The organism is Methylovorus sp. MM2 (assembly GCF_001648895.1).
Classification (GTDB): Bacteria; Pseudomonadota; Gammaproteobacteria; order Burkholderiales; family Methylophilaceae; genus MM1.
This window is the reverse complement of sequence record NZ_LXUF01000011.1, coordinates 498,554-518,758: the sequence shown is the minus strand read 5'-3', so window position 1 is coordinate 518,758 and position 20,205 is coordinate 498,554. Positions and strand designations below refer to the sequence as shown.

Below are 20,205 nucleotides of genomic sequence, written 5' to 3'. Positions count from 1 at the left end.
ATTTGATTTATTTGCAGGTGTAGTTGTAGACATCATTCAATTCTCCGAAAAATCTTCCATGCCCAGATTGCTCGTGCATGGAAGTAACTTAATATATGAATAATACCATTTCAACGATTGGCTTAGCTATACGAATGGTATTACTTAGAAGTCTGCTTTCATGCCGATACGCCACGTTCTGGAGAAATCGACTGGGTAGATCGCATCGTCCCTTACTTGAATAGAGTTCTTATGCTCAAAAATATTATTCAATGCGGTGAACCATTGAAGATTCTTGTATCGGTAATTAAGCGCCAAATTGGTGGATTCATAACTATTTTGTTTTTGACTAAAGTTGTTGGCAAAGTCATTGGCAGCATAGCTTGAAGAGCGCCAGACATGGCTTAGATTTACGTTGGTATTCTCCATGAAGTTGTAACCAAGATTTGCTACGACACCATGCTTGGAAACGCCTGGTAAATCTTGACCGTTAAATGCACCTCCGCCATCAGCTTCCTTGTCGATAATGGCACGCGTGTATGTGTATATGATCGATGTATTCAGATTGCTGGTGATTTTGAACTGATCCTGTAGCTCAACTCCGTATTTGTGCGATTTGTCGATATTCGTATTAGTGAATGTCCCCGCATCGTAATAAATCTCATTTTTAAGATTGCTACGGAATAATGTAATCTTTAAACGATTTCTATCCATGACATGATTAAAACCAATGTTTAGCGTTTTTGCTTTTGCCGGAACGATAAAATCATTGAATGTGCCAAAGAATGTGAAAAAACGATCAATATCGGGAGCTTGATACGCTTGGTTGTAGTTTGCGAAAACACTAGCTTCCTTGTTAATGCGGTAATTGATGCCCGCATCCCATGCATTGAGTTTGTCATCGGAATCGATGGAAGTTCCCCCTGCAGGGTTGTAATCATACTTAACGCGTTCGCGGCGTGCACCGGCCGATACGGTAAAGTCATCCCAGCGATATTCGGTTTGAATGAATGCGGCTAGATTATCTTTCGTTGTTTTATTGGCACTACTTAAGCGTTCCCCGTCAAAAACCTGAAAACCACCGACCACGCTAATGGATTCGCCTTGGTAGTTCAGGGCTATGTCGTTTGAGCGATAATCATAATTAGCTTTAAAGGGGAAGGGCGATATAAAGTCTGAAAGTTTATCTTCTTGAATATGATTGGCTGTAAGTTTCAGTTTAGGCGTGATGCTGTATTCGAAACCAATACGCCACATGTCTGAATCCAAGCCTTGGTGAGAGTATGGCCCACCTCCATTTTGCCGTGGATCATCCCTGAATTGAGCCCGCGTCAGTGAATTATTATATCTTGTGTCGGTACGAGAGCTTGTGCCTTCGATGTTAAAACGTAGGTCGTCTGAAGGCTTGATTGCAAGCTTGATATTTTGGGCAGTGCTTGAATAAGTATCTCTTTTACCTGTCGTATCTTTTTTGCTATATCCATCATGGCTGTCATCGGAAGCACTCGCAGATAAATCAAAATATTGTTCTGATATTCCGGCGGCCACATAACCAGTTTTTGCGCCAAAATTTCCACCCGATGCACTCACTGTCACTCCGGTTTTAGCTTTTGTATAAATCTGGATTGAACCTGCCATTGCACCATCGCCATAAATGACAGAGCCGCTGCCTTTGGTAATCTCGATATGATCGATATTACCAAGCGGGATCGCGCCAAGCAGTTGTGATGATTGGTCAATATTATTTAAGCGTTGCCCATCAACACTGACTACTATGTTTTGGTAGCCGCTGGATGTCCCATAGCCCCGCATATCAATACTAGGAGTGGCTTTATTACCAAAACTCGGTAATGTGGTGACCGAGGTGTGTTGTGCCAAATAATCGTATAAGCTCGATGCACCTGACTCCTCTATCATTTTTCTTGTATGGATTTCAGACGCATAAGTCGCTTCAGTATCTTTGCGGTCAAATTTATTCGCTTTGACTATCACTGGCTCTGTTTGAATATCGTCATTGGATGCCGCAAAAGCATTAGACGAGATAAGCAAGCCGGTCAGGCTTGCAATGATGGTTTTGTTCATTATTTTCCCTGTAATTTGAACGCGTCCCCGCATTCATTTATTCGTTTCAGGGAAATACCATGAAGAGACTGCTGATCAAGAGCTAATAGCCAGATATAAAACTGGATTTGCCCCGGAAACCGTCACCCCGCGGTATTTCCTGCGTTAAATGTTTTCAGGCCGGTCTCCGGGCTCATACGTTTTGTTAATCCGCCTTCCCATGAAGATGCTTCACAGTGGCGTATGGATTAACCACACGTAATTACCGTTGCGGGGGCAGCACAGGGATTGCTCTGTCTAATTGCGACGAAACGCACCTGTTTCCCAGTTTCACCTAGTCACTGAATAGTGAGGTCGGCACCTGACAACATAGTGCTGATTATAGGGGATATAAGCAAAAACAGACATCATTTAATTTAGACCTAATGTATTGTAATACTTTCAAAAATCACTGTTAGCAGTTGACCATGCAAGGAATTTCCAATTATAGTGACGGCATGGAATCAGATTTAAAAGTGCTGGAAGAAAAGCTGATACAGCTCATTGAGCTTTGTCAGTCGTTGCGTTCAGAGAATTTACAGCTTCGGCAGGATCTTGCGCAGGCGCAGGATGATACGCGCCAGCTTAAAGAGCAGATGGCGCAGGCCAGCACAAAGCTTGAGGCACTGATTGATCGTTTGCCTCAAGAAGATGTTGTAAGTGAAAGTGCGCTATGAGCGATAGTCGGGGTGTTGATGTCAATATTATGGGGCGCGAGTTCAAGGTCTCATGTACTGAGGATGAGCGCGAAGGCCTGATCACCGCCGTTAATTACCTTGATAAGAAGATGCGGGATATACGCGATACTGGCAAGGTGATTGGTATTGAGCGTATCGCAATCATGGCGGCGCTTAACCTAGCGCATGAGTTGCTGACGACGCGTAGCGGAGGCTTTGACATTGGGGATTTCAAGCGTAGAATCATTTCTATGCAGGAACAAATCGACGAGGCAGTCGCCGAGCAAAATAAGTTGTTTTAAACCTCAAGTATTCCAGTTTATAGCTGTTGGGTTTTAAAAAATCCAAAGCTTTCAGTTTGTTCCCTGCGGTGTTATTTAGGCCATAGATTCCTTGAACCATTTTCTGGCATAGGTTTCGGCTTGTTAAGTAGCTGTTGTGCGCGCTCCGATTGTGGGTGTACCTGATGCGGCTTAAAGCTGTTACCACTTGAACCTTACAGGTTCAGGATGCTGGTCTAGATAACATTTGTGGGGAACTCCCTATTACTAGGTTCTTCGTACGTAACTTAAGAGCACGAGACTAGCGCAGTTCGTGGTATTTCAAGTCCGCAAGACTAACGATCTTCAAAGCATTCTCGTGGGTGGCTTCTAGCACCACAGGCGGCGCGTAGCCTGCCTCAGCGGCTTCATGCCAACGTGTAGCGCATAAACACCATCGATCCCCGGGTTTTAGGCCTGCAAAACCGTATTCAGGCCTTGGTGTACTTAAATCATTCCCTTTTGCCTTGGAAAAGACCAGAAACTCTTCTGTGACTTCAGCACATACCGTATGGCTACCGCTATCTTCTGGCCCTGTCTCGCAGCAACCATTGCGGATAAACCCCGTTAGTGGATTCATGCTGCATATCTGTAAAGCCGTGCCTATTACGTTATGTGCCATTTATGTTTCCTATAAAACCATCAATAAAACCTATGATACGTAAACTATTAAAGAAGTTGTGCGTTCTAGTATAGGCGATGCATAAGAATGCGAGTATGCAGATTCAATGCTTCCTGTTTTGCATAGATGCAACTCATTGAGTTGCGCAGTGACTAACGATGGGGCAACGCTGAGGTAATCGGCAGATAATTTGGAGAATGCATGAGAGTTAAGCCCACGATTTTTTTAATAGGCATATTCCTATTTTCAATTGCGATATCTAGTCCACCCGTGGTGTTCGCTCAAGATGATGTAGCGCCGCCAGCCCAATCATACAGCCAACAAGAGCTGGATCAGATGCTGGCACCCATCGCACTATATCCTGATGCATTGCTCTCGCAGGTACTCATGGCATCAACCTATCCATTAGAGGTAGTTCAGGCGGCGCGCTGGTCGAAGGCACATCCGGATTTAAAAGGAGATGATGCCGTCAACGCAGCACAACAGAATAATTGGGATCCCAGTGTTGTTTCGCTCACGGCGTTTCCGCAAATACTGGCGATGATGGATGAAAAGCTGGATTGGACTGAGCGTTTAGGTAATGCTTTCCTTGCCCAGCAATCACAAGTGATGGATACGACGCAAAATCTGCGACAAAAAGCGATGGCCGCAGGCAACCTGCAATCTGATGATCAGATACGCGTACAGCCACAGGGCCAGACCATCATTATTCAGCAAGCTGCACCACAGGTGGTCTATGTGCCTTATTACAATCCCGCCGTTGTTTATGGGCCGTGGTGGTGGGATGCTTATCCTCCCGTGTATTGGGATCCGTGGCCTGGGTATTATCGTCGCCCGGGATTGAGTGTCGGTTTTTATTGGGGGGCTGGTATCGCCGTTGGCGGTGGTTTCTTTTATGGAAATTTTGATTGGCATCGACACCATGTGAATGTAGTGAACGTGAATAACTATTACTACAGGAATTACTATGACCGCCATCCGGGCCTACGTAACGGCCCACCTTCACACAATGGTGGACCACCTCGCAATCCTGCGCCTAACGGAGGGACACCGGGTGCTTGGCGTCATGATCCTGACCATCGGCACGGTGTGCAATATCAAGGTAACTCAATACAACAACAATACGGTGGACGTTCAAGGCCATCGCCTTCGTCTGATGCTCGGCGTGATCCAAATGGAAATAATACACATGGCGATATGTCTGGCAGACCAAACCCGCCTAATAAAATGCAAGACCAGAGGGATAGAGGCTCAAGAAACCCAAGTCAGCAACCTCAGGGTCAGCAACCTCAGGGTCAGCAACCTCAGGGTCAGCAACCTCAGGGTCAGCAACCTCAGGGTCAGCAACCTCAGGGTCAGCAACCTCAGGGTCAGCAACCTCAGGGTCAGCAACCTCAGGGTGCGCCAGCTAGATCACCGGTCTCAGGGTTCTCTGGGCAGAATGCTCAGCCTGTTCAGCGGGATGCAGGGTCTGTTAACCGGCAACCGCGAGACATTGCGCCTTCGCAACCGCGTATAAATGCGCCAGAGAGCGTGAAACAACGGAGCATGCCTGATATGCAGCGACCACAAATGCATCAGTCACAACCCTCACATCAGCTTTCGCCACAACAGCAACATAGTGCGCCCCCACCAAGGTCTTCAGGAGGCAATCAAGGGCATGGTGGACAAGGCCGAGAGCATTGATTTATTGATTAACGCTGCTTGGATATCTAAATCACCATATAATCATTCAGATGATATTTGGGAGTTGATACATGCGTTACTGGTTGATGAAATCCGAGCCATCGGATGTCTCTATTGATGATCTGGCTGGTTTTCCCAATCAATCTGTAGATTGGTATGGGGTGAGAAATTATCAGGCGCGTAATTTTATGCGCGACCAGATGAAGGTGGGCGATGGTGTGTTCTTTTATCACTCGAATTGTGATGAGCCCGGTATCGCGGGCATTGCTGAGGTTAGCAAGTTAGCTTATCCCGACCGATTACAGTTTATCGAAGGGCATAAATATTATGATCCAAAAGCAACGGCAGATAACCCGCGCTGGTTTAATGTCGATGTGAAGCTGGTACGTAAGACCCGGCTACTGAGTCTGAAGGAGATGCGCGACACGCCTGAACTGGCTAATTTGAAGATACTGCAGCGCGGTAACCGGCTTTCAATCACGCCAGTGGATCCGCGCGATTGGGAGTTTATTATCGAGCGTTTGTAAGGCTTATTGAATCAGCTTGTTTGGCTTAAACCAAACTGGCTTTGCAGTACGTTAGCTAAGTTTTCTTTTGCAATAAATTGCTTTTCGATGTTGCCATCGATAATGGTTTTGAGCGTGGTGCCAAACAGTATCTTCCGGCCAGCTGGGTTGTGCAAAACGACTAATAGTTTTTGCACAAAAATAGCGTCGGGGTGGGTGGAGTTCATGTAATTCGCAGGAAAAAAGTCCACCCATTCCTGCGGCGAAAAATCAAAGGCGAATTGCGGTGCCCAGACATCATCTACCCATGCTTGTAATAGGTATTCATGCTCGCTTGCTTTGCTTAACATGAAGCTATCGTGATCCTGCTTCACAGCTTGATCGAGTATATCTAGCCTGATAGGCGCTCTGAGGCCATAGCTACCAAATCCTAAATCACATAGCCATTGCTCACCCGCAATGTTAACCACAATCGCCATATGCGTTCTTGGTCTTCTTGTCGGGTAGAACATGGGTCTTGCAGCAACGAATTGATAGTCGATGCCAAGTGCTTGTAGCGCCATGGCAAAGATACCATTCACTTCGTAGCAGTAGCCGCCACGTCGACGTGTGACGATTTTCTCGACGATATCTTCAGGCACTAGCGAGATGATCTTTCCTGCCTGTACATCCAGATTTTCAAAGGGTGTGCTGAATAACTGGCAGCGCATGATTTCGGCCACCGTACCAATATCTGTCTTAGGCTCTGAGGCAAAGCCTATGCGCTGAAAGTAATCTGCTAGTACAAAGTTACTGGCCTGCATGATGTATCTTACGATTAGCCAAGAAACAGTTTATATGCGGGATTGCTGCTTTCATCCCAATACGGATAACCCAAGTTCTGCAGGAAGAGATTAAACGCGTCTCTATCCTCCGGTGGTACTTGCATACCCACCAGTACACGTCCAAAGTCAGCGCCATGATTACGGTAATGGAATAAGCTGATATTCCAATCGTGGCCCATCGTATCCAGAAATTTCATCAATGCGCCCGGCTTTTCAGGAAACTCAAAGCGATAAACACATTCATGCTCTGCTTGAGGGGCGTGACCGCCGACAAGGTGTCTTAAGTGCAGCTTGGCGACTTCATTATCGGTAAGATCCATGGCAGCTAGGTCATGCTTTTTTAGCATGTCTAACAGTTTGCTCGACTCTTTCGGATCGTGAACGGCGATGCCGACATAGATATGCGCAGCACGCGGGTCGGAGTAACGGTAATTGAATTCCGTAATATTCCTGTCGCCCAATAATCGGCAGAAGGTCTTGAATGAACCGGGTTTTTCTGGAATCGTCACAGCTAATACGGCTTCACGTTTTTCGCCGATCTCGGCGCGCTCGGCAACGAAACGCAAGCGATCAAAACTCATATTGGCACCAGAGGCGACAGCAATCAACGTCTTATCATGCAGTTTATGCTGTTTCGCATAAAGCTTCAGGCCAGCCAAGGCTAACGCGCCAGTGGGTTCTAAGATCGAACGCGTATCTTCAAACACGTCTTTGATCGCGGCACAAATAGCATCGTTATCAACCAGAATCATCTCATCGACATATGCCTTACATAGACGGAATGTCTCTTCGCCGACTAATTTGACGGCTTTACCGTCAGCGAATAAACCGACTTGATCAAGCGTAACGCGCTCACCTTTTTGCAATGATAGCGTCATGGCGTTGGCGTCATTTACCTCAACGCCGATGATCTTGATCTCAGGGCGTACACTCTTGATGTAGGCCGCAACGCCAGCAATCAGGCCACCACCACCCACTGGGCAAAATATCGCCTCTATGGGCTCGGGGTGTTCATCCAGAATCTCTTTTGCGATAGTACCTTGGCCTGCAATAACGTCAGGATCATCAAAAGGGTGCACAAAGGTGAGCTGCTCTTCTTTTTCAAGCTTGAGTGCATAGTCGTATGCGTCTGTGTAAGAGTCACCGAATAATACGGCTTCGCCACCACGGCTTTTGACTGCGTCTACCTTGATCTGCGGCGTGGTTGTCGGCATGACGATCACGGCACGGCAACCGATCTTCTTGGCTGCAAGCGCTACACCTTGTGCATGGTTACCCGCAGATGCAGTGATGACGCCGCGCTCAAGCGCCTGTGCCGAGAGGTTTGCCATCTTGTTGTAAGCGCCGCGCAGTTTAAAAGAAAAAACCGGCTGCATATCCTCGCGTTTTAGCAAAACACGGTTGCCAATACGGTTTGATAGGTTCGGTTGCAGCTCTAAAGCTGTTTCGATCGCTACATCGTAGACGCGTGCGTTACGGATTTTTTCTGGATAGTCGTTTTTCATTGGCGTGCAGGGCGTGTATGATTCAAGTTTGTGCGTGATTATAAAGAAAACGTTAGGATAAAAGTAAATGGCAACGCAAGATGAATTAAAGAAACAGGTCGCTGAAGCAGCAGTACAATATGTAAAAGGCGGTATTATCGGTGTAGGCACTGGCTCTACAGCCAATTTCTTTATCGATGAGCTGGCAAAAGTAAAATCAAGAATTGAAGGCGCAGTAGCAAGCTCAGAAGCCACTGCCCAGCGTTTAAGAGGTCATGGAATCGAAGTATTTGACCTGAATAGTGTTGATGGCATGGAAATCTATGTTGATGGTGCGGATGAGATCACAGAGCACCTGCATATGTTAAAAGGCGGCGGCGGCGCGTTAACGCGTGAAAAAATCGTGGCGGCCTGTGCCAAAAGCTTTATCTGTATCGCAGATGAGAGCAAACTAGTTCCAGTGATGGGTAAGTTCCCATTGCCTGTTGAAGTCATTCCGATGGCGCGTAGCTATGTGGCACGCGAATTGGTAAAACTGGGTGGTCAGCCTAAATTGCGTGATTTCAAGACAGATAATGGTAATGTGATCATTGATGTATCAGGCCTTGAGATCCTTAATCCGGTTGAATTAGAAAACAAGATCAACCAGATCGTTGGTGTCGTGACGAACGGTTTGTTTGCAGCGCGCCCAGCCAATGTATTATTACTGGCAACGGCTAATGGTGTTAAGACATATAGTTAGTCTGTCTAAGTTGCTGTGAGATATAAAGAAAAGCAGGATTAGACACAAAAGTGTCATATTCCCGCATTAGACTACTCGGTCTTATGCTGCTTAAAATCTTAATTAAGGAAACACGCTATGCAATTTGAACATACCTACAAGCAATATGATGCCGAGCTTGAAGCCGTCCGTGCAAAGGTTTTGCAGATGGGTGGATTGGTCGAGCAGCAGATCGTCAATGCATTGGATGCGTTGGTGAATGCAAATGCAAATCTTGCTGAAAGCGTGATTGCGAACGATCATCGTGTAAATGATCTTGAGGTGCAGGTCGATGAAGACTGCAGCCATATTATTGCGCGTCGCCAGCCAGCTGCCGGTGATTTGCGTATGGTGATGATGATGGTGAAAACCATCACTGACTTGGAGCGTATCGGTGACGAAGCGACCAAAATCGCCCGCGTAGCGCAAAAGGTTGCTGAAGCAGATCGTATGTATACACCACGTTTCACCGAGATCAAGAATATGGTCGCGCTGGTGCGTGAGATGCTGCGCACATCCTTGGATGCATTCGCGCGTTTGGATATGACAAAAACGGTTGAAGTAGCTCGTCAGGATGAGCAAGTGGATGAGCAGTTCCGTGCAGCGATGCGTCAACTGATTACTTTCATGCTGGAAGATCCACGTACGATCTCTATGTCACTTGAAGTATTGTTTGTGGCAAAAGCGATCGAACGTATTGGTGACCATGCTAAGAATATCGCTGAATATGTGGTTTACATGGTTAAAGGTAAAGATGTTCGCCATACCACCGTGCAGGAAATGGAACGCGAAACCCTGCAATCATGATGTTAGAAGTACGTTTTTTTCAATAAAGGCTGGATTTGGCAACTCAAAAACCCAGTTTTTCTGAAATCGCCGCAGTTGATTTAGGCTCCAATAGTTTCAGGTTACAGCTTGCCCGTGTTTCAGACGGGCATCTGATCTTTCATGATTCCTTACGTGAACCTGTCCGATTAGGTGCTGGTTTGAGCAAAGATAAGCATCTGGATGCAGATGCGCAGCGGCGTGCAATCGATTGTCTCAGGAAATTCGGCGAACGCTTGCGAGGTCTCCCTCCGCAAGCCGTTCGTGCTGTTGCGACCAATACTTTCCGAGTGGCTAAAAATGCGCCGCAATTACTTGCTGAGGCACAAGCTGCATTAGGTTTCCCCATTGAAATCATCGCGGGCCGTGAAGAGGCGCGCATGATCTTCGTCGGGGTGAGCCATAGTTTGCCGCAGGCAGCACATAAGCGGTTGGTGATCGATATCGGTGGTGGTTCTACGGAATTTATTATTGGTGAAGGCCTTGAGCCTATCGAGATGGAAAGTCTGTATATGGGCTGTGTCAGTTACAGCCTTAAGTTCTTCCCTGAAGGCAAACTCACTGAAGAAAACTTTGCTAAAGCACAGCTAGCCGCCTCAAGTGAGATACAGATCATACGTAAGAGCTTTGCCTCGTCTAACTGGCAAGAAGCTGTTGGTTCATCAGGCACCGCACGCTCCTTAGGTGAGATTCTCAGATTAAATGGTTTTAGTGATGGTGCGATCACGCGCGATGGCCTTAAAAAGCTGCGTGAGTTATTGATTAAGGCCAAAGATACCAAAAAAATCGAGATCGATGGCTTAAGTGCAGATCGCGCAGCAGTATTGCCAGGTGGGCTATCGATTATGCTGGCAGCTTTTGAGTCGCTCAAGATCGAAACCATGACTACAGCGAATAGTGCCTTGCGCGAAGGGGTGCTATACGAGCTACTAGGGCGCATGTCGCATCAGGATACCCGTGAAGAAACCGTCATTAGCTTTATGCGCCGCTATCAGGTCGACCAAGATCAGGTGAAGCGTGTAGAGCAGCTGGCTTTATCCTTATTGTCTCAAGTGAGCTATAAATTCACGATGGATGTTGAAGTGGCCGAACAATATCTGATTTGGGCGGCCAAGCTGCATGAGATCGGTATTTCCATCGCGCATAGTGGCTACCACAAGCATTCGGCATATATCATCGAGAATGCAGATATGCCGGGCTTCTCCAAGAAAGAGCAGGAAGCATTGGGGCTGCTGGTACGTGCCCAACGCCGTACCTTGACCAAGCTGAATATGCCGATATCGCTAGCGGATGACCGTTTTATCTTGGTGTTGATTCTAAGACTGGCGATATTGTTTCACCGCAATCGTCTGGATGATAGTTATCCGGAGCTCGAGCTGAGTTGGAATAAGAGTGATTTTTCACTCACTATCGAAAAGCACTGGCTAAACGATAATCCTTTAACAGAAGCTGAGCTGGCGAACGAAGTCGCCTATTGGAAAGAAGTCGATATCCCGTTGTTGCTTAGTTAGGTATATCTAAAGTCTCGTTATATCTCGAGCGGCAGATTTTGTCCGTGCTCCATCATGAGAAACTTCTGAGCGCTAAAAGCCGTACCTTTTCTTGTCGGGCGCAGTTTATAGGTGCTATCCGGCAGCATTTCCCAAGCATTGATATTATCTTTCAGGTAAGGCTCTAACCCTTCCTTGATCACACGCCTTTTTACTTTTGCATCCAGAATCGGGAAGCAAACCTCAATGCGACGGAAGAAATTACGGTACATCCAGTCTGCACTCGCCAAATATAGATTCTCTTCCTGATTATTATAGAAGTAGAAAATACGTGTGTGTTCCAGGAAGCGGCCAACAATCGAACGTACACGGATATTTTCCGATACATTCGGGATGCCTGGCTTAAGCGCACAAACTCCACGTACGATCAGATCGATCTCCACGCCAGCACTTGATGCATCGTAAAGTGCGCGAATGACATCTGCATCCAGCAAGGCATTCATCTTGGCGATAATACGTGCTTTCTTACCTGATTTGGCGATCTCGGTTTCGTTGTGAATCGCTTTGATCAATCGTTGATGCAGTGTGAATGGCGATTGCCAGAGATGTTTCAACTTGCTCGCTTTACCTAAGCCAGTCAGTTGTGCGAACACATCATTCACATCTTCGCAGATTTCTTCATGGCAAGTCAGCAGGCCAAAATCCGTATAAAGCCTGGCGGTGCTTTGGTGATAGTTACCGGTGGATAGATGCACATAGCGGCGCAGCTTGTCTTCTTCACGGCGGACGACCATCGCCATTTTGGCGTGTGTCTTATGCCCGACTACGCCATATACGACGTGGGCACCAGCCGATTCCAATTGGGCAGCCCATGTGATGTTGGCTTGTTCATCGAAGCGCGCCATCAGTTCCACCACGACCGTGACCTCTTTGCCGCGCTTGGCAGCTTCGATCAATGATTTCATCAATGTCGAATCCGCACTGGTACGGTAAAACGTCTGCTTAATGGCTAAAACATTTGGGTCTTCAGAGGCCTGCTGGATAAACTCGATGACAGGATTGAACGACTGGAAAGGGTGATGCAGCAATACGTCCTGCTTGCGAATCACCTTGAATAGATCTGTTTCCTTACTGAACTCTTTGGGCGTGCTAGGAGAGTATAGCGGAAACTTCAGATCAGGCCGATCGACCCAGTCAGGGATCTGCATCAGTCTTACCAGATTAACGATGCCATTCACTTGGTAGAGGTCATCCTGACCCAAGCCGAATTGCCCTAACAAGAATGCAGACATCTCTGCGGGGCAACTATCAGCCACTTCAAGGCGCACACCATCTCCATATTGGCGGTGTGAAAGCTCGCCCTGCAGCGCTTGGCGTAAGTCTTTTGCATCTTCATCATCTACGGTGAGATCGCTGTCACGTGTTACGCGGAATTGGTAGCATCCTTTTACCTGCATGCCAGAGAACAGTTCATTCACATGGGCGTGCAAAATAGACGATAGGAATACGAAACCATGATCGCAGCCGGCTATCTCATTCGGTAGCTTGACGAAGCGTGGTAAAGCCCGTGGCGCTTGCACGATGGCAACACCAGAGTTGCGGCCAAAAGCATCCTTGCCTTCAAGCTCTACTGCAAAGTTAAGGCTTTTATTCAATACACGTGGAAAAGGGTGTGATGGATCCAGCCCAATAGGCGTCAGGATAGGCATCAGCTCACGGAAGAAATAATTGCGTATCCATTCTCGTTGCGCATCTGTCCAGAAGGCCCTGCGCCAAAATCGAATGTTTTGTTCTGCCAGCTTGGGTAGCACGACGTCATTCAATATCTGGTATTGATAGTCGATGAGCTGATGCGCTTCGGTGCTGACTTTGGCAAATATCTGCTTAGGCGAGAGCCCATCGGCACCTGCGTGCTGATCGTTGTATTTGATCTGCTCTTTTAACCCGGCAACGCGAACTTCAAAGAACTCATCCATATTGCTGCTGAAGATACAGAGGAATTTCAGGCGCTCCAACAATGGAACGCGTTCATTTTCTGCCTGTGCCAGTACGCGACGATTGAAGGCGAGTATGCCTAGTTCGCGATTTACAAAGTATTCGGGATTCAATTTTGAGGCTGACAAATTAAAACCTAACTTTAACTGCGTAATATGACAAAACGATGACTAATGTTTAAATTGGGAGGCCGCATGTTCATGCACAATACCCCTCGAATGCTGGTTTGGTAACCGAGTCAAAAGTTTAGCTTCCCAAAATCCTGAAAGTTGAATAATTTTTACTGACACTTAAACTGGATTTCAGCCGTGGCATGTTTTCCAAGCCCTTGGTCGTCAGATTGGCTAGATAACGGAACAAATTTCTTCCCAATATTCGAACAAAACTGATTACCTTCTTTGTATAGCTCGACCTTTACAACAGACCCCGATGACTCCCATCCTCCTTGCTTACCAATCATGTAAGTGTCATCTGAGATTTTTACAATTCCGGTATTTGCAGCACACCCTGTAATGGTGAGTGTGGCAAATATTATGATCAAAAAGCCCGTGCTTGATACTCTAGCGAATTCCATGTCAATTTCCTATTATTCCCAAGTCGTGAATTTTTTGAAGCGCGGGTAGTTATTGTCCAATGTGAAATAACCCTGAATCTATAGTTTAGGTGGTACATATCCTAAAGCTGTGTCAGCGCCATTGCCAAAGAAATAGGCCTCGGTTTGATCGGCTAAGTATTTGCGTGCTTGTGGGTCAGCCAGACTTAACCGGTTCTCGTTCACCAGCATAGTCTGTTGCTTGATCCAGCCTGCCCAAGCCTCTTTTGAGACGCTCTCGTAGATACGTTTACCTAATTCGCCAGGATAGGGAGGAAAATCCAAACCATCTGCGTCTTTACCTAATTTAATGCAATGAACTGTACGTGCCATGATATTTTTCAGAGATAACTTGTGAGGTGCTTATCATAGCGCAAGGGGAGAGTGAGCGCGATAGCATAGCCACTATCTCGCTCATCATCCGATTGAAATGCGGCCTAGAACTCTCCGCGTAAACCGACCAGTAGAGAACGTCCGCCCATGGGGGATATGTCTTTCAGGAAGGAGCTATGCTCGCGTATCTCTTGATCGAGCAGGTTCTTTGCCTTGGCAAAAGCCTCCAGATGAAAAGCTGTCGGCCAGCGATACGTCAAGGTTGCATTGACTAAGGTATAACCATCCGTTGCCAGCTCATTATCGGCAGTACGATCCTGCTTGAACGCATGCAGAACATCTACCCTAGAGCCAAATTTGTCGAGCTTGTAATCGAGACCAAAGCCCAAACGCAATGGCGATATGCGCGGTAAACGTTCATTCGTATCGCTATTAGTGGCTTTTACGTAATCGCCGCGCAGACGGAGGTCGATATCGCCTTGGCCTTCATAGATGCGGAACTTGCCTTCGCCTTCAACACCTTTGAATACGGCTGGGACCGATTGAATAGCTGCCTCAGTTAACTCTCCAGTTGGATCAAGCAGGCCATCTTCATCCCTCATATTGCCTGTATTGACCAAGCCGATAAAATTGCTGAAGCGTGTGTAGTAAGTCGATACGTTGAAAGAATGATGGCCTGACTTCCAGCGCAATTGGGCATCTACGCCATTTGACCGTTCTTTATTTAGCGCGGTATTGCCCAGTTCATATTGCGCTGTCGCGATATGGGCACCATAGCTGTATAGCTCGTTATAAGTAGGCGCACGTTCTGTGTGGGAGAGGTTGCTTGCTACACTCCAATTCTGATCCAAGGCATATAACGCGCCTGCAGAGTAGCTGAATGGATTGAAGCTTCTGGACTGTGCATCGCCGAATCTAGGCACGCCGGGGACAAGCGGATCATCCGGGCCGCCCCCTGCCGAACCTATCTTGGCATGCTCAAAACGACCACCCGCCGATAGTTTTAACGCATCTAATGGCAGCTCCTCATAGACATATAACGCTTTAGTCTTGGTGTTGCTTCTGGGAATAAAAGCCTCTTCACCCAATGCCTCGAATTGGCTGTTCTGGATTTGTACGCCAACAACGCCATTCATCTTGCCGATATTGCCATGACCAGCTTCTAATGTACCTTCTATGCCGCGATTCTTGAACGTGGTGCCTACCTCGCCATCTTCAATTTCCTGATGTTGATAGTCCGTATGTGCTAAACGTATTTTTACACGGTTGATGATCTCTCCCAGATCTTTGAATTCTGACGCGAAATCCCAGCGGTCGCTATTCATGTCGATTCTAACCCCGGGTTCGGCAACCGTTCCATAGTTGCTATTGAATGTAGAGTAGGAGAATCCTGCGTAACCTTTCTCGAATGCCAGAGACGCGCCCAATGCACCACCATCGCTTTCGGCTGAGCTATTGACCAGTTTGTCTTTATTTTCCCGAGGTGTGCCATCCGCCTCACTTTTGCGTTTGGAAACCGCATAACCGGGAATATTGAGATCATCCGTATCGCGCTTGTAAGCGTCTGCATGGATAGTAATCAGTCCATTGCCAGCATCAACAACCGCGGCGCCACTCTTCTCGTTATCCGCGCCGCCGTATCTCACTTCGCTACGACCTGTGACGCCATTCAATGCTTCTTTAGGAATCCGATGGTCAATCGCATTCACGACTCCACCGACTGCACTGCCACCATAGAGTAAGGTGGCAGGTCCGCGAACTACATCGATCTGTTCGATCACTAATGGGTCAAGTGCTACGGCATGGTCTGGACTTAAGGCAGATGCATCCAGAATACCCACGCCATTTTGCATGATACGAATGCGGTCACCATCGAGACCGCGGATGACGGGGCGTGACGCATTAGGGCCAAAATAGGTAGAGCTGACCCCGGGAATCGATTGCAGTGTCTCTCCCAGCGTGCTTTCGCGTTGTAATGAAAGCTCACGTCCATTAAGTACAGACACAGGGGTTACTAGCTCATCTGAGCCCACCCCCAATGGGTTTGCCGTCACTGCTACTGGAGCAAGTTCAATAGGCGTTTTATCCGTTTTGTCGTCTGCGATTGCATCGATCGACATCAATAGCGGGCTGCTTAAAGCGATCGCTACGACCATGTAAATATTTTTTTGCGCGCCGATGAACGGCTGCGCCAAGCGTAGATGTTGAATCATCTTAATCCTCGCATAACAAATCAATCACATCAGCGCGCAAATGCGCTGGTTAATTTTTAAACGTTATGCGAGCTTTGGCGGAGCGCGAGCGGAGTAGGGTGATAGGCGACGACTGTCGTGATTCTTGCTGGTGTAAAAAGCGGTTGTGAAACCTGTTTTTACGATAGGAGGTAAAACGTAGGTAATGGTGAGCGTATGTGCAAGCTCGCCATAGCCAAGACATTTGTCACATAGCGGTGAGTGCGGTGCCTTGTCAGGGTGAGATGAGGACAGGCCAAGTTTTAAGCTAGATGTTGAATCGCCTATGTCTGCATAGTGAGATATCTCATGCACGAGCGCGCCCTGCTGGCCGATGGCAAGCAGAAGGGCAAGTGAGATGCTAAGAAACAGTTTACGCAACATAGTTGCAACTATAGCAGATTATGAGCAGAAAATAAAAATGGCCGCATTAGCGACCATTGTTAGAGCTCAAACTTGTTGAAATTTAAGCTTTGAAATTCGCTTCTGCAAAATCCCAGTTAGCCAGTGACGCCAAGAATGTCTCAACGAACTTTGGGCGTGCATTACGGTAATCGATATAGTAAGCATGCTCCCATACATCGATCGTGATCAATGCTTTGTCCGCAGTCGTTAATGGTGTGCCTGCTGGACCCATATTCACGATATCCACGCTGCCGTCAGACTTTTTCACTAACCATGTCCAGCCAGAGCCAAAATTACCTACCGCTGAAGCTTGGAATGCCTTTTTGAAGTCTTCGAAAGAACCCCATTTTGCTTTGATCGCATCAGCTAAAGCGCCAGTTGGCTCACCACCACCATTTGGTTTCATGCTTTTCCAGAAGAATGTGTGGTTCCATACCTGTGCTGAATTATTGTAGATGCCGCCAGAAGATTTCTTGATGATGTCTTCAAGGCTGCTATCTTCAAATTCTGTGCCTTTGATCAGATTGTTCAGGTTAGTCACGTAGGTCTGGTGATGTTTGCTGTAGTGATAATCGAACGTCTCTTCTGAGATATGTGGTACCAGAGCAGTTTTCTCATAAGGCAAGGGAGGTAATAAATGTTCCATGAATGTTTCTCCTTAAAATTTTTAGATATGTGGGTCTGGATATGTTTTGCTGCTGAATTTATCCATTTTGCCACAGCACTAAAAATTCTTTAGTAGTGAGAATCATTACTATTTTGATGTTTTGAAATAGCTTATTTTCTAGTGAAAATCGCTGGCAAAGATTATTTTTTTCGAGCCCTAGGGTGGGCCGAATCATACACTTTTGCCAAGTGCTGAAAATCGAGGTGTGTATACACTTGCGTGGTGCTGATGTTGGCGTGCCCTAACATTTCCTGTACTGCACGTAAATCGCCGCTGGATTGTAATACATGTGTGGCAAAGCTATGACGCAGCATATGTGGGTGCACATCGCTATTGATGTCTCGTTTGATCGCCCATTGCTTGATTCGATATTGTATTGCGCGAGGGGTGATGCGTTTGCCTTGTTGTGTAATGAATAGTGCTGATGGGTCAGTCTCATCTAGCTTGATTTGCGCGCGCATTTCCAGCCATTTTTTTATTGCATTCATGGCATGGGTTCCCATAGGAACAATACGCGTCTTCTGGCCTTTGCCTGTGACAGTGGCGATGCCCTCACCAAAGTTCAGTGCTTCTATATCAAGGCCAACCAGTTCGGCTAGTCGTAGGCCTGACGAATAGAATAGTTCAAGAATCGCATGATCGCGTACACCAAGTAAACTATTCTCATTGATGCTTACAAGTTTGACCGCTTGTTCGATGGATAAAGCTTGGGGCAACGTTTTTGCGGCCTTAGGGGCTTTCATGCCGATGCAGGGGTTGCTGCTAAAGTTGTGCCGTAGGGTGAGAAAATGAAAAAATCCCCGCCATGAGGAGAGTGCTCTGGCGATACTTTTACTGCTTAAGCCCTTGCCATGCATGGCTGCCACGAATCGCCTGATATGCTGCGGCTTTATTGCATCCAGCGTTTGCCCTTCGCTAAGCTTGAGTAGTGATTTAATATCACGCTCATAGTTCTCACGCGTAAGGTTGCTGAGCCTACGTTCATAGGCGATGTAATCGAGATAGCTAACTAATAGATCGGTAGCCACTTAAGGTGAGGGCTTAATTATCGATGTAACGCAAAAGTGAGGCACTGACGAGTTCACCGATGCGTTTCAGGTAAAGCATACCCATCTCAGGGTAGAAGCGTTTTTCATCTTCAGATGCCATCGCGAGCAATCCAAATACTTTGTCAGTACGTAACGCAATCAATGCAAATGATGTTGGTGCAGCATGCTCACCAAACCAGCTATCCAGCTCCAAGCCTGGGCGGCTTCCGCAATAAGGCGTGACCAAGCCATCAGTCCAGCTAGTTAGCTCCGCATCTACCGGAGCAAAGACTGGGTGTGTATTAATCGCTTCATTTTGTGGTGTAGCCCAAAGCCTTAAACCCACATGCGGAACTTGAAAGTCTTCTTGTAGCGTGTGCACAAGGAGTTGTACCAGAATATCAAAATTTTGCGCAGCAAGTAGCCCCAGACTCAATCGATGCACTTTGTCGCTAATGGCATCATTTTCTTCGCCATATCGCAGAAATTCGGCCATTTTGGCTTCAAGTACGCGTATCTTGTCACGTTGAGCCAGTTGTTGTCTTTCTGCTAGAGAAACCGTGCCGACACCATGCGTGCTAGGCAGATACATATCAACTAGCAGCTCTGCATGGCGCTCAAAGAATTTAGGATTTGCCCTTAAGAATGCGGTGACTTGTTCTTCTGACAGCGGGTTGATTGGTTCCATGTAGATTCCTTACTGAATATTCATACAGCATAACGTATTGGCAGCGTAGATTGTAAGCTATAGATTTAAGCTTCTGTATCACTTAATTCTAGTTCGCCTTCAAATACGGTCTCGGCTGGGCCCGTCATCCATACTGGTGTGCCGTCGCCATCCCAACGAATAGAGAGATCACCACCGTGCATCGAAACCTTCACCGGGGATTGTAAATGCCCAAGCCTTATCCCGGATACTACGGCAGCACATGCACCTGTGCCGCAGGCAAGAGTTTCGCCACTGCCACGTTCATAAACGCGCAGCTTAATATGGTGCGTGTCATTGATTTGCATGAATCCTGCGTTAACCCGTTGTGGAAAACGCGGATGTGACTCAATGATCGGGCCATGTATCTCTACCGGTGCTGCTTCGGTATCTTGAACTATCTGGATCGCATGGGGATTGCCCATAGAGAGTGCCGAGATCGTTGTGGCAAAACCATTGACGTCTAGGGTATAAGTGAGTGCGAGCTTTTCTGCCGTGAAAGGGATATCTTGCAAGGCAAAGTGCGGAGCGCCCATATTGACCGTGACTTGGCCATTGTCTTCCAGTTTTAAGGAAATGAGGCCGCCAGCCGTTTCCACCTGAATATCATCCTTTTGCGTTAAACCTTTGTCGTGTACGAAGCGAACAAAGCAGCGTGCGCCATTGCCACATTGCTCGACTTCTCCGCCATCTGCATTGAATATGCGATAGCGAAAATCTACATTTGGCAATTGTGAGCGTTCAACCAGAAGTAATTGGTCAAATCCAATACCAAAATGACGGTCAGCAATCGATTTGATTTTTGCGCCATCTATTTTTACTGGCTGACTATATGCATCGATCACAACAAAGTCATTGCCAATTCCGTGCATTTTTGTGAATTTTATCTTCATGAGTTTATGCTATTTTTGTGGATGCTGAATTGTAGAATATCTAGGCATAAAGCAGTGATATGGGGATTGATGCCCTTATTCC

The 20,205-nt window shown here is 47.0% G+C and carries 20 protein-coding genes and 1 riboswitch; of the genes, 7 read left to right on the top strand and 13 right to left on the bottom strand.

Features of this window, described 5'->3' with window-relative positions; all coding sequences use genetic code 11:
* Window positions 1-144 precede the first annotated feature (144 nt).
* Window positions 145-2,061: a TonB-dependent receptor gene (locus A7981_RS10295; protein WP_067267738.1), complete on the bottom strand. Its 1,917-nt coding sequence runs from the start codon at window positions 2,059-2,061 to the stop codon at window positions 145-147.
* Window positions 2,062-2,200: 139 nt separating this feature from the next.
* A riboswitch (cobalamin riboswitch) is annotated at window positions 2,201-2,420 on the bottom strand.
* An 87-nt stretch (window positions 2,421-2,507) separates the two neighbouring features.
* Between A7981_RS10295 and A7981_RS10290 the strand changes: the two genes are divergently transcribed.
* Both A7981_RS10290 and A7981_RS10285 read left to right on the top strand, forming a co-directional pair.
* Window positions 2,508-2,756 (top strand): hypothetical protein, encoded by a 249-nt coding sequence (locus A7981_RS10290; protein WP_067267735.1) that lies wholly within the window; start codon window positions 2,508-2,510, stop codon window positions 2,754-2,756.
* Window positions 2,753-3,058, top strand: a complete 306-nt coding sequence (locus tag A7981_RS10285) for a cell division protein ZapA (RefSeq protein ID WP_067267733.1) — start codon at window positions 2,753-2,755, stop codon at window positions 3,056-3,058. Before A7981_RS10290 ends, A7981_RS10285 begins: the two co-directional genes overlap by 4 nt.
* 280 nt (window positions 3,059-3,338) lie before the next feature.
* Here the strand turns inward: A7981_RS10285 and A7981_RS10280 are convergent, their stop codons facing one another.
* The gene (locus A7981_RS10280; protein ID WP_067267731.1) at window positions 3,339-3,698 is read right to left on the bottom strand and encodes a DUF2237 family protein; all 360 of its coding nucleotides are present in this window, start codon (window positions 3,696-3,698) and stop codon (window positions 3,339-3,341) included.
* Window positions 3,699-3,899: 201 nt separating this feature from the next.
* On the opposite strand from A7981_RS10280, the gene A7981_RS10275 reads away from it, so the two are divergent.
* Together A7981_RS10275 and A7981_RS10270 are read left to right on the top strand one after the other, a co-directional pair.
* Entirely contained in the window at window positions 3,900-5,384 is a 1,485-nt protein-coding gene (locus A7981_RS10275; protein ID WP_082889293.1) for a DUF3300 domain-containing protein, read from the top strand.
* Between the two features lie 71 nt (window positions 5,385-5,455).
* Window positions 5,456-5,911, top strand: a complete 456-nt coding sequence (locus A7981_RS10270) for an EVE domain-containing protein (protein WP_067267726.1) — start codon at window positions 5,456-5,458, stop codon at window positions 5,909-5,911.
* Window positions 5,912-5,922: 11 nt separating this feature from the next.
* Here the strand turns inward: A7981_RS10270 and A7981_RS10265 are convergent, their stop codons facing one another.
* On the bottom strand, window positions 5,923-6,693 hold the full coding sequence (locus A7981_RS10265; protein WP_067267724.1) for an arylamine N-acetyltransferase: 771 nt from the start codon (window positions 6,691-6,693) through the stop codon (window positions 5,923-5,925).
* 14 nt (window positions 6,694-6,707) lie between these two features.
* Window positions 6,708-8,219 (bottom strand): threonine ammonia-lyase, biosynthetic, encoded by a 1,512-nt coding sequence (gene ilvA, locus A7981_RS10260; RefSeq protein ID WP_067267722.1) that lies wholly within the window; start codon window positions 8,217-8,219, stop codon window positions 6,708-6,710.
* Window positions 8,220-8,286: 67 nt separating this feature from the next.
* Between ilvA and rpiA the strand changes: the two genes are divergently transcribed.
* The 3 genes from rpiA to ppx all read left to right on the top strand — a co-directional run bounded on the left by rpiA (window position 8,287) and on the right by ppx (window position 11,294).
* Window positions 8,287-8,940, top strand: a complete 654-nt coding sequence (gene rpiA, locus A7981_RS10255; protein ID WP_067267719.1) for a ribose-5-phosphate isomerase RpiA — start codon at window positions 8,287-8,289, stop codon at window positions 8,938-8,940.
* 117 nt (window positions 8,941-9,057) lie between these two features.
* A complete protein-coding gene (gene phoU / locus A7981_RS10250; RefSeq protein WP_067267717.1) occupies window positions 9,058-9,765 on the top strand; it encodes a phosphate signaling complex protein PhoU in 708 nt (235 codons plus the stop codon).
* A gap of 35 nt (window positions 9,766-9,800) precedes the next feature.
* The gene (gene ppx, locus A7981_RS10245) at window positions 9,801-11,294 is read left to right on the top strand and encodes an exopolyphosphatase (RefSeq protein WP_067267715.1); all 1,494 of its coding nucleotides are present in this window, start codon (window positions 9,801-9,803) and stop codon (window positions 11,292-11,294) included.
* Window positions 11,295-11,311: 17 nt separating this feature from the next.
* Here the strand turns inward: ppx and ppk1 are convergent, their stop codons facing one another.
* The 9 genes from ppk1 to dapF form a co-directional block, all read right to left on the bottom strand.
* A complete protein-coding gene (ppk1, locus tag A7981_RS10240) occupies window positions 11,312-13,396 on the bottom strand; it encodes a polyphosphate kinase 1 (protein ID WP_067267712.1) in 2,085 nt (694 codons plus the stop codon).
* 152 nt (window positions 13,397-13,548) lie between these two features.
* Window positions 13,549-13,842, bottom strand: coding sequence for a hypothetical protein (locus tag A7981_RS10235; RefSeq protein WP_067267710.1), 294 nt, complete (start codon window positions 13,840-13,842; stop codon window positions 13,549-13,551).
* Between the two features lie 78 nt (window positions 13,843-13,920).
* Entirely contained in the window at window positions 13,921-14,193 is a 273-nt protein-coding gene (locus tag A7981_RS10230) for an oxidative damage protection protein (RefSeq protein ID WP_067267707.1), read from the bottom strand.
* A gap of 104 nt (window positions 14,194-14,297) precedes the next feature.
* Window positions 14,298-16,406, bottom strand: a complete 2,109-nt coding sequence (locus tag A7981_RS10225) for a TonB-dependent receptor (protein WP_067267705.1) — start codon at window positions 16,404-16,406, stop codon at window positions 14,298-14,300.
* 63 nt (window positions 16,407-16,469) lie between these two features.
* Window positions 16,470-16,808, bottom strand: coding sequence for a hypothetical protein (locus tag A7981_RS10220; RefSeq protein ID WP_067267702.1), 339 nt, complete (start codon window positions 16,806-16,808; stop codon window positions 16,470-16,472).
* A gap of 82 nt (window positions 16,809-16,890) precedes the next feature.
* A complete protein-coding gene (locus tag A7981_RS10215) occupies window positions 16,891-17,475 on the bottom strand; it encodes a superoxide dismutase (protein WP_067267700.1) in 585 nt (194 codons plus the stop codon).
* A gap of 161 nt (window positions 17,476-17,636) precedes the next feature.
* Complete coding sequence (gene xerC / locus A7981_RS10210) at window positions 17,637-18,524, bottom strand: tyrosine recombinase XerC (protein WP_067267697.1); 888 nt, start codon at window positions 18,522-18,524, stop codon at window positions 17,637-17,639.
* 13 nt (window positions 18,525-18,537) lie between these two features.
* Window positions 18,538-19,212: a DUF484 family protein gene (locus tag A7981_RS10205; protein WP_067267694.1), complete on the bottom strand. Its 675-nt coding sequence runs from the start codon at window positions 19,210-19,212 to the stop codon at window positions 18,538-18,540.
* 65 nt (window positions 19,213-19,277) lie between these two features.
* Complete coding sequence (gene dapF, locus A7981_RS10200) at window positions 19,278-20,123, bottom strand: diaminopimelate epimerase (protein ID WP_067267692.1); 846 nt, start codon at window positions 20,121-20,123, stop codon at window positions 19,278-19,280.
* Window positions 20,124-20,205 lie beyond the last annotated feature (82 nt).

What these genes read in the sequence shown, in the direction of transcription:
- A7981_RS10285 (WP_067267733.1), top strand. Translation starts at nt 2,753, where the DNA reads ATGAGCGATAGTCGGGGTGTTGATGTCAATATTATGGGGCGCGAGTTC.
- A7981_RS10235 (WP_067267710.1), bottom strand. Translation starts at nt 13,842, where the DNA reads ATGGAATTCGCTAGAGTATCAAGCACGGGCTTTTTGATCATAATATTT.
- ilvA (WP_067267722.1), bottom strand. Translation starts at nt 8,219, where the DNA reads ATGAAAAACGACTATCCAGAAAAAATCCGTAACGCACGCGTCTACGAT.
- A7981_RS10280 (WP_067267731.1), bottom strand. Translation starts at nt 3,698, where the DNA reads ATGGCACATAACGTAATAGGCACGGCTTTACAGATATGCAGCATGAAT.
- A7981_RS10230 (WP_067267707.1), bottom strand. Translation starts at nt 14,193, where the DNA reads ATGGCACGTACAGTTCATTGCATTAAATTAGGTAAAGACGCAGATGGT.
- A7981_RS10295 (WP_067267738.1), bottom strand. Translation starts at nt 2,061, where the DNA reads ATGAACAAAACCATCATTGCAAGCCTGACCGGCTTGCTTATCTCGTCT.
- A7981_RS10265 (WP_067267724.1), bottom strand. Translation starts at nt 6,693, where the DNA reads ATGCAGGCCAGTAACTTTGTACTAGCAGATTACTTTCAGCGCATAGGC.
- rpiA (WP_067267719.1), top strand. Translation starts at nt 8,287, where the DNA reads ATGGCAACGCAAGATGAATTAAAGAAACAGGTCGCTGAAGCAGCAGTA.
- A7981_RS10270 (WP_067267726.1), top strand. Translation starts at nt 5,456, where the DNA reads ATGCGTTACTGGTTGATGAAATCCGAGCCATCGGATGTCTCTATTGAT.
- A7981_RS10275 (WP_082889293.1), top strand. Translation starts at nt 3,900, where the DNA reads ATGAGAGTTAAGCCCACGATTTTTTTAATAGGCATATTCCTATTTTCA.
- A7981_RS10225 (WP_067267705.1), bottom strand. Translation starts at nt 16,406, where the DNA reads ATGATTCAACATCTACGCTTGGCGCAGCCGTTCATCGGCGCGCAAAAA.
- A7981_RS10205 (WP_067267694.1), bottom strand. Translation starts at nt 19,212, where the DNA reads ATGGAACCAATCAACCCGCTGTCAGAAGAACAAGTCACCGCATTCTTA.
- A7981_RS10220 (WP_067267702.1), bottom strand. Translation starts at nt 16,808, where the DNA reads ATGTTGCGTAAACTGTTTCTTAGCATCTCACTTGCCCTTCTGCTTGCC.
- A7981_RS10215 (WP_067267700.1), bottom strand. Translation starts at nt 17,475, where the DNA reads ATGGAACATTTATTACCTCCCTTGCCTTATGAGAAAACTGCTCTGGTA.
- A7981_RS10290 (WP_067267735.1), top strand. Translation starts at nt 2,508, where the DNA reads ATGCAAGGAATTTCCAATTATAGTGACGGCATGGAATCAGATTTAAAA.
- phoU (WP_067267717.1), top strand. Translation starts at nt 9,058, where the DNA reads ATGCAATTTGAACATACCTACAAGCAATATGATGCCGAGCTTGAAGCC.
- dapF (WP_067267692.1), bottom strand. Translation starts at nt 20,123, where the DNA reads ATGAAGATAAAATTCACAAAAATGCACGGAATTGGCAATGACTTTGTT.